Consider the following 13,819-nt stretch of genomic DNA (forward strand, 5'->3'; position numbering starts at 1 on the left):
TTTTCGAAGAGTATTACTTTCTGAATTTCTCAGTCTTGTCCTATATAGGGGACAAGGAGATTTCGCTTGAGTCTGCTTACAAATAAACGAAAAGAAAGATAAAGAATAATGAAAATTGGTCAACGAATGATGCGCTTTGGCATAAAAAAATTAAGTATCGGAGTTGTATCTGTTGCAGTCGGCTTTGCATTTCTAGCTCCAGCTGGAATTTCAGCCAATGAACTACAGCAAGATGTAACATCTGAAGTGGCAACAAGAGTGCTAGATCCTAAGGAGGAATTGAGAGAGCCGGAAAATGCTACTCCAAAACTAGAAACTCCTCTTAGAGAGGAGTCAAGACTAGCTCCTCAAACGCTTCCGGAAGCAAGTGAAGTTCTTGAAAACAAAAGGGAAGAGTCAAAAGTAGAGATAACCGAGCCAGCTCAATACTTACCTATTCTTGCTCCTGTAGAAGAAACTAAAGAAGAAGCTGTGACAGAAAAACCAACAAATACTCGTTCTCTAACAGCAGAAGATTTGGTGAAGATTTCCAAAGGGGAATTGCATTTAGAAAATGATTTGATTGATGAATCTCTCTACGGTGAAAAAGTTCTTGATTTGGAAGGGGATGATGACCAAGATGGCATCAAAAACAAAGATGAACTTTATGTGTACAACAAAGATGGTAAGGATTATCTAGGATATAACAGTCATCCCTTGCTAGCAGACAGTGATGGGGATGGTTTGGCAGATGGAGAAGATGACAATAAGAAAGAATGGTATGTCACAGACCGTGATTCTCTTCTCTTTATGGAGTTAGCCTATCGAGACGATGATTATATTGAGAAAATTTTAGATCATAAGAATCCTTTCCCTAGTCTCTATCTTGACCGTCAAGAATACAAACTCATGCACAATGAATTGGCTTCTTTCTGGAAGATGAAAAAAGCCTATCATACAGATAGTGGCTTGGATGCTTTCTTATTTGAGACCAAGAGCGACCTTCCTTATCTCAAAGATGGAACGGTGCACATGTTGGCTATACGTGGAACAAGACGGAATGATGCAAAAGATTTAAGTGCAGATTTTGTTTTGTTAGGAGGAAATAAACCAGCGCAAGCGGATGATATCCGCAAGGTTGTTGGGGAATTAGCCAAGGATACAAGTATTACCAAGTTGTATATGACAGGCCATTCTCTTGGAGGCTACCTAGCTCAGATTGCAGCGGTTGAAGCTTACCAAAAATATCCTGATTTTTATAACCATGTATTGCGAAAAGTGACGACTTTCAGTGCGCCTAAAGTGATTACTTCCAGAGCGGTTTGGAATGCTGAGAATGATTTCTGGGATGTTGGTTTGGAAAGCCGTAAATTAGCTGTTAGTGGAAAAATTAAGCATTATGTGGTTGATAATGATAATGTTGTGACTCCCTTGATTCATAACGATCGTGATATTGTTACATTTACAGGTAATTCACGCTTTAAACACCGTTCTCGTGGCTATTTTGAAAGTCGAATGAATGATATTCCTAACTTTAATATTGGTAAACGAACTACCTTGGATAAACATGGTTATCGTGATCCAAAATTGGATAAAGTGCGATTCTTTAAGAAACAGGCTCTGCCCCAATCTTCTAGTCAACCAAGCGCGGAACCAATGGAAAATATTACCTTAGGGAAACAGGTTACTCAAAGTTCGACAGCTTTCGAAGGAGATGCTAGAAGAGCTGTGGATGGCAAAGTTGATGGTAACTATGGTCACAATTCTGTCACTCATACCAACTTCCAATCTAAGCCTTGGTGGCAAGTAGATTTGGCTAAAGAAGAAACCATTCGCCAAATCAATATTTACAACCGAACAGACACTGCCCAGGATAGATTGGCAAACTTTGATGTCATTCTGTTAGACAGTTCTGGTAAAGAAATTGAGAGAAAACGAATAACATCTCTTAAAGATGTGTCAGCACAAATTGCGATTAACCATAAAAAAGCGCGCTATGTTCGGATTGAGCTAGAAGGCTATAATGCCCTCAGTCTTGCAGAAGTCCAAGTATATCGTGCTGAGAATATCGCTTGGAAAAAACAAGCTAAGCAAAGTTCTACTGATTTTGGTGGAGATGCTAGTCGTGCCTTGGATGGCAATACCAATAGTAGTTATAGCCAGCAATCAATTACCCATACAAAATTTGAAAACCAGCCTTGGTGGGAAGTTGATTTAGGTCGTACAGAACAGGTAGGACTTGTTCGCCTTCATAACCGTGGGGATGGAGAGCTTTCTAAACGTCTGTCAGACTTTGATGTGATTTTATATGATGAAAAAGGGAAAGAAGTTGCTAGACAGTATGTTGCTAAACTTGACGGAACGAGCTTGGATGTTCAATTAAATGGGAAATTGGGACGCCGTGTTCGTGTGCAACTACGTAAGAACAATCAAGCCCTCAGTCTTGCAGAAGTAGAAGTTTTCCGCTTTATCGCTACGAATGGTGAGACGGCGACACAAGTTTCTAAGCCAGTTCAACCAATCAGTCAAACGCCTGTGAAAGACAAAACATTGACAATTCAACATAGTGGAGCTTATATTGCCCGCTACTCTATAACTTGGGAAGAAGTTACAGTAGACAAAGATGGAAACCAAGTTGTTCGTAGTCGTTCTTGGGAAGGAAACGGTCGCAACCAGACTGCAGGTTTTGTCCTCAACCTCCCAATCAAAGGAAACATGAGAAATCTGCGAATTAAGATTGAGAAAAAGACAGGTCTACTATGGAATAGATGGCAAACAATCTATGAAAACAGACCAATTTTAGCTCAACCCCACCGTAAAATTACCCATTGGGGAACAACATTAAATTCTAAGATTTCTGATGACGATGTCTTGTAAAAAATCCTACTATTCAAGAATGAGATGATTTAGTTTATAAGAAAGTACTACCTGAGCTTGAATAGAACTCAGGTAGCTATCTGTGAGAGAACAAAATTAAACAGAAAGGTATAGTGAGGTGTTCTAATTTGAACATGAGCGGAAAAACTTTTCTAAAAACTTAGAAAGGAAGGGGAGTTCGGGTTTGAATTGAATCCGATCTACTCTTCTCAATATTATCAAAATTAAGAAAGAAAGGAATTGAACCCATCATAAAAGCAGTGGGAAAAAGATAGTTGGTCTAGCGAGCATCGCTCACTGCGCCCCACTCCTATTTTCCCTTTGGCTTTTTAACGGGTTTGGTATCTTTCTCAATATAAAATATAAAAAAGAAAGGTAGAGCGCGTGTTTTGATTTGAACACGAGCGGAAAACTTTTCTAAAAACTCAGAAGAGAAGGGGAGTTCGGGTTTGAATTGAAGCCGTTCTAATCTTCTCAATATCATCAAAATTAAGAAAGGAATTGACCCCACCCTAAAAGCAGTGGGAAAAAGATAGTTGGTCTAGCGAGCATCGCTCACTGCGCCCAACTCCTATTTTCCCTTTGCTTTTTGACGGGTTTGGTATCTTTCTCAATATAAAATAAAGAAAGGTAGAGCGTGTGTTCTGATTTGAACACGAGCGGAAAACTTGGAAAATAGATAATCTGACTGAAAAATCAGGATTTCTCGTCAGATTCCTAATTTTCAGTCGTTTTCTTGTCGCTCTTTGTATCATAAATTATGTCTATCCATATTGCTGCTCAGCAGGGTGAAATTGCTGATAAAATTCTTCTTCCAGGGGATCCTCTTCGTGCGAAATTTATTGCGGAGAATTTCCTTGAAGATGCTGTTTGTTTTAACGAAGTGCGTAACATGTTTGGTTACACTGGTACTTACAAGGGTCACCGTGTATCTGTTATGGGAACTGGGATGGGAATGCCATCTATTTCGATTTATGCGCGTGAGTTAATTGTTGACTACGGAGTGAAAAAATTGATTCGTGTGGGAACTGCAGGATCTTTGAATGCAGATGTCCACGTACGTGAATTGGTTTTGGCGCAGGCAGCTGCAACCAACTCTAACATCATCCGCAATGACTGGCCACAGTACGATTTCCCACAAATCGCTAGCTTTGATTTGCTAGATAAGGCTTATCATATTGCCAAAAATCTCGGTATGACAACCCACGTTGGGAACGTTTTGTCATCTGATGTCTTTTATTCAAACTACTTTGAAAAGAACATCGAGCTTGGTAAATGGGGAGTCAAGGCTGTGGAAATGGAAGCAGCAGCACTTTACTATCTGGCAGCCCAACACCATGTTGACGCGCTAGCTATTATGACAATCTCTGATAGCTTGGTTAATCCAGATGAGGACACGACTGCAGAAGAACGTCAAAATACCTTCACCGATATGATGAAGGTTGGATTAGAAACCTTGATTGCTGAATAAAAGAGAACACAAAAGGAAGACTTTCTGGATGAAAATCTTCCTTTTTTAGTCATTCAGTCCATACTGTGACCTTAATGAAATGTTGCTCTACCGTCTATTTTTTAAGAGATTGCAAAAAACAATCAATCTCTGCTTGAGAATGGAGAATACGCATCTTTTCTGGGTAAGTATTGTTTAAATATTGGTATCTATCCTTAGCATTTTTTGTTCGACCATCCCAGAGAATCCAACGAATAAATTCCCAGTTGAATTGCTCGGGGCATCCCTTAGCCATGCTTTCTCTCACTTTTCCTCTGTATTTTAAATAGCGCTTAAAGGCTCTTAGCAAACAATTCCAAGCAGAGAAGTTTAAAAAGATGATTTGGTTAGCTTCCTGCATTCTTTCTTCGTAATAACACCAAGAATAATTACCATCGATGACCCAAGCTTCATGCTTGGTGAGAAAATTTTTCATCTCGGTTAACATCCAATCACGGTCACTGTCTTGCCAACCAGGTTGAAATTGGAGTGTGTCCATATGAAGTTTTGGGATGGAGTAGTAGAGAGATAACTTTTCAGCTAGCGTTGACTTACCAGCACCAGAATATCCGATAATTGCAATTTTCATTTTCTACCTTTTCCTATTTGGAGACAAAAAAACAGCCTCTATGGACTGTTTCTTATTTAGCAAGTTTAGCTGAAAGACGAGCTTTATCGCGGCTTGCTTTGTTTTTGTGAATCAAACCTTTAGTTTCTGCTTTATCGATAGCTGAGCTAGCAGCACGGAAAAGTTCTTCAGATGGGTTTGCTTCGAAAGCTTTGATAGCAGTACGCATAGCTGATTTTTGAGCTGAGTTCTTTTCGTTTTGTTTAACGTTCAATTCAGCGCGTTTGATAGCTGATTTAATGTTTGCCAATGTTCTTACCTCCATATTTACTAACTATACCATTATATCTGAAAACTTACGTTTTGACAAGGGAAAATTATTTTTTTAAGTAAATTTCATCGATTTCATGGTTCTTTGTTTTATGAAGAATCACTTCTGCACGATTTCTAGTTGGTTCAATATAATTTTGTAGATTTGTGAGATTGATACTGGTCCAGACCTGATGGGCAAAGGATTCCACTTCCCCAATCGGCATTTGTGTAAAACGATAATAGTAGCTATCAGGGTCGTTTTGGGCTAGGCTCAGGATTTTCAAGAAACGGTCTAGATACCAACTCTCGATGTCATCAACTGAAGCATCAACATAGATGGAAAAGTCAAAGAAGTCAGTAATATAGAGACGCTCGTTTTGTGGATTTTGAAAGACGTTAATCCCCTCGACAATCACAAAGTCAGCAGCTTTTACTCGTTGTTTTGCTTCAGGGACGATGTCATAGACTTCATGAGAGTAGACAGGAATATCCACATCTTGTCCATTTTTGATGCAGTCCAAGAAGTTGAGAAGAGCTTCCATATCATAGCTTTCAGGAAATCCCTTACGATTTAAAATCCCTTGTTCAATCAAGGTCTGGTTGGGATAGAGAAAGCCGTCAGTTGTTACCAACTCAACCCTAGCATCTGTAAGTGTACGGGACAGTAGGATTTGAAGTAGGCGACTGGTTGTGGATTTTCCAACGGCAACACTCCCAGAAACCCCAATGATAAAAGGCTGGGATTTGCTTTCACGTTGAAGGAAAATCCCTTTTGAAAAGGCCAAATCATCCTTGGTACGCTTGTAAATCTGGATGAGATGGGCTAGGGGGAGATAGACATCGGTAACATCCTGCAAGCTAATCTGGTCATTAAAACTCTTGATGGATTCTAATTCCTCTTCTGTCAAAGGAGGTGTCGTCTTTCGATGTAAAGATTGCCAAGTCTGGCGACTGATTTTTTCAAAATGTAAAAATTCGTTGGTCATTTGTTTTCCCCTAGATATTTTGTCTATCATACCATAAAAAGTTAAAAAAATAAAGCGGTTTCTTGAATGTGGTAAGTCAATAGTATATAATATAAGTAGATAGAGGATGAACAATTTATTGATGAAGTAGGAGCTGCTTTCTACTGACTTATCAGCTATAAAGGGGGCTTTGGGGTTTATAACTTATAGGAGGTGTACTATGAAAATCTTGAAACGTTACCTATTGGAACTCTGTTTTATTTTAAGTTTTGCCTTACCTTTTATAAAAGGAGTCAATGCGGATAATGGTAGACGCTTTGTGGAAATCTATTACGGTTTTACTTTTTTGATGGAACATGCCATTGTAACAGCTGTCTTTATCTGTTCGCTTTTGATTGCTTTCTTCCTAAAAAAACGATGGGCGAAATGGCTTGCTGCTGGTAGTTATTGCTTTTTAGTTCTATGGATTGCGACAGAGGGTTATTTCTTCCGCATGTCACTAGAAGATTTGATACGACTTTGGACAAGTTTGGAAATCCTGACACAAACGTATCAATTGGGCTTTTATCTAAATATTTTGTTGGGAATTTTGTTGATAATTAAGTATCTGAAGGTTAAGCAATAGTAATAAAAATGCGCTTGATTATAGACAATAAATTTGTTGTTTTATCATGGCAATGATAGCTGTAGTCCTAGATGAAATACAAGTTGCTTATAAAAGTTGAAAGAGATTGAAGGGGAGCTATTGTAACGCACCTTCCTTCAATCTTTTTGTTTTATTTTGGATATGTAAACGATTTACAATTCGATCCAAAATATGATAGAATAGGGTTATGAATAAAATGTACTATGCAGAAAATCCTGACGCTGCTCACGACATTCATGAGTTGAGAGTAGAATTGTTGGGAGAAAAAATGACCTTTCTGACGGATGCAGGTGTTTTTAGCAAGAAGATGGTTGACTTCGGAAGTCAGCTTTTGCTCAAGTGTCTGGAGGTCAACCAAGGAGAAACTGTCCTTGATGTAGGCTGTGGTTACGGACCTTTGGGCTTGTCTTTAGCTAAGGCTTATGGCGTTCAGGCTACCATGGTCGATATCAATAATCGTGCCTTGGGTTTGGCGCGACAAAATGCTGAACGAAATAAAGTAGAAGCGACGATTTTCCAGTCCAACATCTATGAACAAGTTGAAGGGAAATTTGAACATGTCATTTCCAATCCCCCTATTCGTGCTGGAAAAAAAGTCGTTCATGAAATTATCGAGAAAAGTAAAGATTTCTTGGAAATTGGTGGAGATTTGACCATCGTCATCCAGAAAAAACAAGGGGCTCCAAGTGCCAAGTCTAAGATGGAAGATGTGTTTGGCAATTGTGAAATCCTTAAAAAAGATAAGGGATACTATATCCTTAGAAGTGTGAAAGAATGAGAGCAGTTGATTTAATCCAAAAAAAACGAGACGGTCAAGAACTGACTTCAAGTGAAATTGAATGGCTGATAGAAGGCTATGTATCAGGAACTGTTCCTGATTATCAGATGTCTGCCTTTGCTATGGCTGTTTATTTTAAAGGAATGACGACTCGAGAAATATCTGATTTGACCATGAAGATGGTCAAGACAGGGCAAGAGTTTGACCTGTCTGCCATTGATGGTGTGAAAGTTGACAAGCATTCTACTGGTGGTGTCGGCGATAAGGTAACCTTGATTTTAGCTCCTCTTGTTGCTAGCTTTGGTGTGCCTGTGGCAAAAATGAGTGGTCGTGGCCTTGGTCATACTGGTGGGACAATTGATAAATTGGAGTCCATTAAAGGCTATCAAGTCGAGCGCAGTCAAGAGGATTTTATTCGTCAGGTTCAGGATATTGGTGTATCTGTCATTGGGCAATCAGACCAGCTGGTTAAAGCAGATAAACTTCTCTACGCCCTCCGTGATGTGACCGCAACTGTCGACACGATTCCTTTGATTGCGAGTTCGGTGATGAGCAAGAAAATCGCGGCAGGAGCGGATGCTATTTTGCTAGACGTAACTGTCGGTGAGGGCGCCTTCATGAAGACGGTTGATGAGGCGCGTGAGTTGGCTCAAACCATGGTGGAACTTGGTAAGGCTGTTGGCCGGAAGACAGTAGCGGTGATTACGGATATGAGCCAGCCTTTAGGGCGTGCGATTGGAAATCGTCTGGAAATCCTTGAAGCATTGGAGATTCTACAAGGTCAAGGACGTCAGGATATTACCCACTTTATTTGTGAATTGGCTCAAATTATGCTTGGTCTGGCAAATGTAAATAAAACAGTTGAAGAAGTTCGCCAACATCTTGAAAATGGCCAAGCGCTGGCTAAGTTTGAGGAAATGGTCCAAGCCCAAGGTGGAGACTTAGAAGACCTCTATCGTCCTGTAAATGTGTCCCATGTGGTGGAAATCCCTGCTCAGGAGACGGGTGTTATTTCAGCTCTTCCAGCTATGGAATTTGGGCTTTATGCTATGAGACTGGGGGCAGGCCGTGCAGTCAAGTCTGATGCCTTGGATTATGAAACAGGAATTGTTTTTGAAAAGAAAGTTGGAGATTCCGTTCAAAAGGGAGAAATTGTTGCAAAAGTATACACAAATGGAAAAATTTCTCATCAGCTAGTTACAGATTTTCAAAAATATGTTAAAATAAATGATAGGGTGCAAAGTTTACGAGAAATTATAGAAATTATCTCATAAACCGCAGGAGAATCCGAATATGAAATTAAATAAATATATCGATCATACGCTTTTAAAACAAGATGCAACAGAAAATCAAATTGATTGTTTGTTGTCTGAGGCTAGAGAGTATGATTTTGCCAGTGTTTGCGTTAATCCGACCTGGGTTGAACATGCTAAAAAAGAGCTTGAAGGCACAGATGTCAAGGTCTGCACAGTAGTAGGTTTCCCTTTGGGAGCAACAACTTCAACTGTGAAAGCTTTTGAGACAAAAGAAGCTATCCAAAATGGTGCAGATGAGATTGATATGGTGATCAATGTTGGGGCTCTCAAATCAGGTAATTTAGCCTTGGTTGAATCGGACATCCGTGCTGTTGTAGAAGCAAGTGGTGACAAGTTAGTGAAAGTCATTATTGAAGCTTGCCTTCTGACAGATCAAGAAAAAGTTGTGGCTTGTCAATTAGCCCAAAAAGCAGGAGCTGATTTTGTTAAAACATCTACTGGCTTTTCAACTGGTGGCGCTACGATAGCAGATGTTCAATTGATGCGTGAAACAGTTGGGTCTGATATGGGTGTCAAGGCTGCTGGTGGAGCTCGTTCTTATGAGGATGCTCTTGCCTTTGTCGAAGCAGGTGCGACCCGTATCGGAACGTCAGCTGGAGTAGCAATTCTAAAAGGAGAATTGGCAGATGGCGACTACTGAGTTGATTGAACTGGCAATTGAAACCAGCAAGAAAGCCTATGTCCCCTATTCTCACTTTCCTATCGGAGCAGTTTTAGTAGCCAAAGACGGAAGTGTTTACACGGGAGTGAATATCGAAAATGCTAGCTATCCTTTGACCAATTGCGGTGAGAGAACAGCCATTTTTAAGGCTATATCTGAAGGACAAAGAGAGTTTTCAGAATTGATTGTCTATGGACAGACTGAAAAACCAATCTCACCATGTGGTGCTTGTCGCCAAGTAATGGTCGAATTTTTTGAACAAGATCTAAAAGTGACCTTAGTCGCAAAAGATAAATCGACGGTCGAGATGACGGTCGGGGAGTTACTTCCATACTCTTTTACAGACTTAACTTAGTCTGAGTCGCTCTCTGAGTGGCACGGTCCTTGTGGCCAACCAATCCATACTTGCAACATCGTTGCACATCTTATTTAGGAGGTTCAGTAATGAACAAGAAACAATGGCTAGGTCTTGGCCTAGTAGCAGTGGCAGCAGTTGGACTTGCTGCATGTGGTAACCGCTCTTCTCGTAAGGCAGATTCATCTTCTGATGTGAAGACAAAAGCAGCAATCGTCACTGATACTGGTGGTGTTGATGATAAATCATTCAACCAATCAGCTTGGGAAGGTTTGCAGGCTTGGGGTAAAGAACACAATCTTTCAAAAGATAACGGTTTCACTTACTTCCAATCAACAAGTGAAGCTGACTACGCTAACAACTTGCAACAAGCGGCTGGAAGTTACAACCTAATCTTCGGTGTTGGTTTTGCCCTTCACAATGCGGTTGAAGAAGCAGCTAAAGAACATTCTGACTTGAACTATGTCTTGATTGATGATGTGATTAAAGATAAAAAGAATGTTGCGAGCGTAACTTTCGCTGATAATGAGTCAGGTTACCTTGCAGGTGTAGCTGCAGCCAAAACAACTAAAACAAAACAAGTTGGTTTTGTAGGTGGACAGGAGTCAGAAGTTATCTCTCGTTTTGAATCTGGTTTCAAGGCAGGTGTTGCCTCAGTAGACCCATCTATCAAAGTACAAGTTGACTATGCTGGTTCATTTGGTGATGCTGCTAAAGGTAAAACAATTGCAGCAGCACAATACGCAGCTGGTGCAGATATTGTTTACCAAGTAGCTGGTGGTACAGGTGCTGGTGTCTTTGCAGAAGCAAAATCACTCAACGAAAGCCGTCCTGAAAATGAAAAAGTTTGGGTTATCGGTGTTGACCGTGACCAAGAAGCAGAAGGTAAATACACTTCTAAAGATGGCAAAGAATCAAACTTTGTTCTTGCATCTACTTTGAAACAAGTTGGTACAACTGTAAAAGATATTTCTAACAAGGCAGAAAAAGGTGAATTCCCTGGCGGTCAAGTGATCGTTTACTCATTGAAAGATAAAGGGGTTGACTTGGCAGTAACAAACCTTTCAGAAGAAGGTAAAAAAGCTGTCGAAGATGCTAAAGCTAAAATCCTTGATGGAAGCGTAAAAGTTCCTGCAAAATAATGGATGGAAGTCATTTCTTAGGAAGCGGCCCTCGGTCGCTTTTTTAAGAGTTGAGACAAAGTCATTTTGTCTCAGTAAAGCTTGCTACTAGACAAACTAGCAAGTTTTATTGAAATAAAATAAGACTCTGAAAGGAAGAGCACATGGCACACGAAAATGTCATAGAGATGCGTGATATTACCAAGGTGTTTGGCGAATTTGTTGCCAACGACAACATCAACCTGCACCTACGAAAGGGTGAAATTCATGCACTTTTAGGAGAAAATGGGGCTGGAAAGTCCACGCTCATGAACATGTTAGCAGGACTTCTTGAACCAACTAGTGGTGAAATCGCGGTCAACGGTCAAGTTGTCAATCTCGATTCACCATCTAAAGCAGCTGGCTTGGGAATCGGAATGGTTCACCAGCACTTTATGTTGGTAGAAGCTTTCACGGTGGCTGAAAACATCATTTTAGGAAGTGAATTGACTAAAAATGGTGTACTAGATATTGCTGGAGCTAGCAAAGAAATCAAGGCTCTTTCTGAACGTTATGGCTTAGCTGTTGACCCTTCTGCCAAGGTAGCAGACATCTCAGTCGGAGCCCAACAACGTGTAGAAATTTTAAAAACCCTTTATCGGGGGGCTGATATCCTTATCTTTGACGAACCAACGGCTGTTTTGACTCCATCAGAAATTGATGAGTTGATGGCTATTATGAAAAATCTTGTCAAAGAAGGAAAATCAATTATCTTGATCACCCACAAGTTGGACGAGATTCGCGCAGTTTCTGACCGCGTTACAGTTATCCGTCGTGGGAAATCAATTGAAACCGTCGAAATTGCAGGGGCTACCAATGCTGATTTGGCAGAAATGATGGTGGGACGTTCTGTTTCCTTTAAAACGGAGAAACAAGCCTCTCAACCAAAAGAAGTGGTCTTGTCTATTACAGACTTGGTGGTCAATGAAAACCGCGGTGTCCCAGCTGTGAAAAATCTGTCCTTGGATGTTCGTGCTGGAGAGATTGTTGGAATTGCGGGGATTGATGGAAATGGTCAGTCTGAACTGATTCAAGCCATCACAGGTCTTCGCAAGGTTGAATCTGGTAGCATTGAGCTAAAAGGAGATTCAATTGTAGGCTTGCATCCACGACAAATTACAGAGCTAAGTGTTGGGCACGTTCCAGAAGACCGTCACCGTGATGGTTTGATTTTAGAGATGATGATTTCTGAAAATATTGCCCTTCAAACCTACTACAAAGAACCACATAGTAAAAATGGAATTTTGAACTATTCAAATATTACTTCTTATGCTAAAAAGCTAATGGAAGAATTTGATGTTCGTGCTGCCAGTGAATTTGTTCCTGCAGCTGCACTTTCAGGAGGAAATCAACAAAAAGCAATTATTGCTCGTGAAATTGATCGTGATCCTGATCTCCTTATCGTCAGCCAGCCAACTCGTGGGTTGGATGTCGGTGCCATTGAATATATCCACAAGCGCTTGATTGAAGAGCGTGATAATGGTAAGGCTGTTCTAGTTGTCAGCTTTGAATTGGATGAGATTTTAAACGTCTCAGACCGTATTGCCGTTATTCATGATGGTAAGATTCAAGGTATTGTGTCACCAGAAACAACCAATAAACAAGAACTTGGTGTCTTGATGGCTGGTGGAAACTTGGGAAAGGAGAAGAGTGATGTCTAAAAAATTACAACAAATTTCGGTTCCCTTGATCTCTGTCTTCCTTGGAATTTTACTTGGAGCCATTGTCATGTGGATCTTCGGCTATGATGCTATTTGGGGCTACGAAGAATTGTTCTATACAGCCTTTGGTAGCCTGCGTGGGATTGGAGAAATCTTCCGTGCAATGGGGCCTTTGGTCTTGATTGGTCTTGGATTTGCTGTTGCCAGTCGTGCAGGTTTCTTTAACGTTGGGCTTCCTGGTCAGGCTTTGGCAGGTTGGATTCTCAGTGGTTGGTTTGCCCTGTCGCATCCAGATATGCCACGTCCCTTGATGATTCTAGCAACTATCGTGATTGCTTTGATTGCTGGTGGGATTGTCGGAGCTATTCCAGGTGTTTTGAGAGCTTATCTCGGGACTTCAGAGGTTATCGTAACCATCATGATGAACTACATTGTCTTGTATGTAGGGAATGCCTTTATCCATGCCTTCCCTAAAGACTTTATGCAAAGTACAGATTCGACCATTCGTGTTGGGGCTAATGCAACCTATCAGACCCCTTGGTTGGCTGAGTTGACTGGTAATTCGCGGATGAATATTGGTATTTTCTTTGCCATCATTGCTGTTGCAGTTATTTGGTTCATGCTCAAGAAAACAACCCTTGGTTTTGAAATCCGTGCTGTTGGTCTTAATCCACATGCTTCAGAATACGCTGGTATTTCTGCAAAACGAACGATTATCCTATCAATGATTATTTCAGGTGCCTTGGCAGGTCTTGGTGGAGCTGTTGAAGGACTTGGAACCTTCCAGAATGTCTATGTTCAAGGGGCGTCATTGGCTGTTGGATTTAACGGGATGGCGGTTAGTCTGCTTGCGGCCAACTCACCAATTGGTATTCTCTTTGCAGCCTTTCTATTTGGTGTTCTCCAAGTTGGAGCTCCTGGTATGAATGCGGCGCAGGTACCGTCTGAGCTTGTTAGCATTGTAACAGCGTCTATTATCTTCTTTGTCGGTGTTCATTACCTTATCGAACGCTTTGTCAAACCGAAAAAACAAGTTAAAGGAGGTAAGTAAA

Annotated in this window: 13 protein-coding genes and 1 pseudogene; 11 read left to right on the forward strand and 3 right to left on the reverse strand. The window is 40.7% G+C overall.

The annotated features are described in order from the left end of the window. Nucleotides 1-129: 129 nt before the first annotated feature. From HT678_RS11920 to deoD, 3 genes and pseudogenes are all read left to right on the forward strand, one after another. Nucleotides 130-1,944 (forward strand): annotated as a pseudogene (locus tag HT678_RS11920) (discoidin domain-containing protein); the annotation flags it as partial. Beyond that, a complete protein-coding gene (locus HT678_RS11925; protein WP_283225753.1) occupies nucleotides 1,936-2,856 on the forward strand; it encodes a thiol-activated cytolysin C-terminal domain-containing protein in 921 nt (306 codons plus the stop codon). The pseudogene HT678_RS11920 and the gene HT678_RS11925, both read left to right, overlap by 9 nt. 760 nt (nucleotides 2,857-3,616) lie before the next feature. Then, nucleotides 3,617-4,327, forward strand: coding sequence for a purine-nucleoside phosphorylase (deoD, locus tag HT678_RS04695; RefSeq protein ID WP_000022090.1), 711 nt, complete (start codon nucleotides 3,617-3,619; stop codon nucleotides 4,325-4,327). Between the two features lie 94 nt (nucleotides 4,328-4,421). Here the strand turns inward: deoD and HT678_RS04700 are convergent, their stop codons facing one another. From HT678_RS04700 to coaA, 3 genes are all read right to left on the reverse strand, one after another. Continuing rightward, a complete protein-coding gene (locus tag HT678_RS04700; RefSeq protein ID WP_000684199.1) occupies nucleotides 4,422-4,934 on the reverse strand; it encodes a DNA topology modulation protein in 513 nt (170 codons plus the stop codon). Between the two features lie 52 nt (nucleotides 4,935-4,986). Continuing rightward, entirely contained in the window at nucleotides 4,987-5,223 is a 237-nt protein-coding gene (gene rpsT, locus HT678_RS04705; protein WP_001274000.1) for a 30S ribosomal protein S20, read from the reverse strand. Nucleotides 5,224-5,290: 67 nt separating this feature from the next. After that, nucleotides 5,291-6,211 carry a type I pantothenate kinase gene (gene coaA, locus HT678_RS04710; RefSeq protein WP_050207876.1) on the reverse strand — a complete coding sequence of 307 codons (921 nt, stop codon included), beginning with the start codon at nucleotides 6,209-6,211 and terminating at the stop codon, nucleotides 5,291-5,293. A gap of 199 nt (nucleotides 6,212-6,410) precedes the next feature. Between coaA and HT678_RS04715 the strand changes: the two genes are divergently transcribed. From HT678_RS04715 to HT678_RS04750, 8 genes are all read left to right on the forward strand, one after another. Next, nucleotides 6,411-6,815 (forward strand): hypothetical protein, encoded by a 405-nt coding sequence (locus tag HT678_RS04715; RefSeq protein ID WP_050207875.1) that lies wholly within the window; start codon nucleotides 6,411-6,413, stop codon nucleotides 6,813-6,815. Between the two features lie 208 nt (nucleotides 6,816-7,023). Then, a complete protein-coding gene (locus tag HT678_RS04720) occupies nucleotides 7,024-7,614 on the forward strand; it encodes a class I SAM-dependent methyltransferase (RefSeq protein ID WP_078374311.1) in 591 nt (196 codons plus the stop codon). Beyond that, complete coding sequence (locus HT678_RS04725) at nucleotides 7,611-8,888, forward strand: pyrimidine-nucleoside phosphorylase (protein ID WP_050207874.1); 1,278 nt, start codon at nucleotides 7,611-7,613, stop codon at nucleotides 8,886-8,888. Before HT678_RS04720 ends, HT678_RS04725 begins: the two co-directional genes overlap by 4 nt. A gap of 19 nt (nucleotides 8,889-8,907) precedes the next feature. After that, complete coding sequence (gene deoC / locus HT678_RS04730) at nucleotides 8,908-9,570, forward strand: deoxyribose-phosphate aldolase (RefSeq protein ID WP_050207873.1); 663 nt, start codon at nucleotides 8,908-8,910, stop codon at nucleotides 9,568-9,570. Next, nucleotides 9,557-9,946: a cytidine deaminase gene (locus HT678_RS04735; protein WP_050207872.1), complete on the forward strand. Its 390-nt coding sequence runs from the start codon at nucleotides 9,557-9,559 to the stop codon at nucleotides 9,944-9,946. Before deoC ends, HT678_RS04735 begins: the two co-directional genes overlap by 14 nt. 89 nt (nucleotides 9,947-10,035) lie before the next feature. Further along, nucleotides 10,036-11,088 (forward strand): BMP family protein, encoded by a 1,053-nt coding sequence (locus HT678_RS04740; protein ID WP_050222932.1) that lies wholly within the window; start codon nucleotides 10,036-10,038, stop codon nucleotides 11,086-11,088. A 143-nt stretch (nucleotides 11,089-11,231) separates the two neighbouring features. Next, nucleotides 11,232-12,767: an ABC transporter ATP-binding protein gene (locus HT678_RS04745; protein ID WP_000929841.1), complete on the forward strand. Its 1,536-nt coding sequence runs from the start codon at nucleotides 11,232-11,234 to the stop codon at nucleotides 12,765-12,767. Then, nucleotides 12,760-13,818, forward strand: coding sequence for an ABC transporter permease (locus tag HT678_RS04750; RefSeq protein ID WP_172924631.1), 1,059 nt, complete (start codon nucleotides 12,760-12,762; stop codon nucleotides 13,816-13,818). The genes HT678_RS04745 and HT678_RS04750 overlap by 8 nt, the downstream gene beginning before the upstream one ends. Nucleotide 13,819: the final 1 nt, after the last annotated feature.

Source organism: Streptococcus sp. 3167 (assembly GCF_013277175.1).
Taxonomy (GTDB): Bacteria; Bacillota; Bacilli; order Lactobacillales; family Streptococcaceae; genus Streptococcus; species Streptococcus pseudopneumoniae.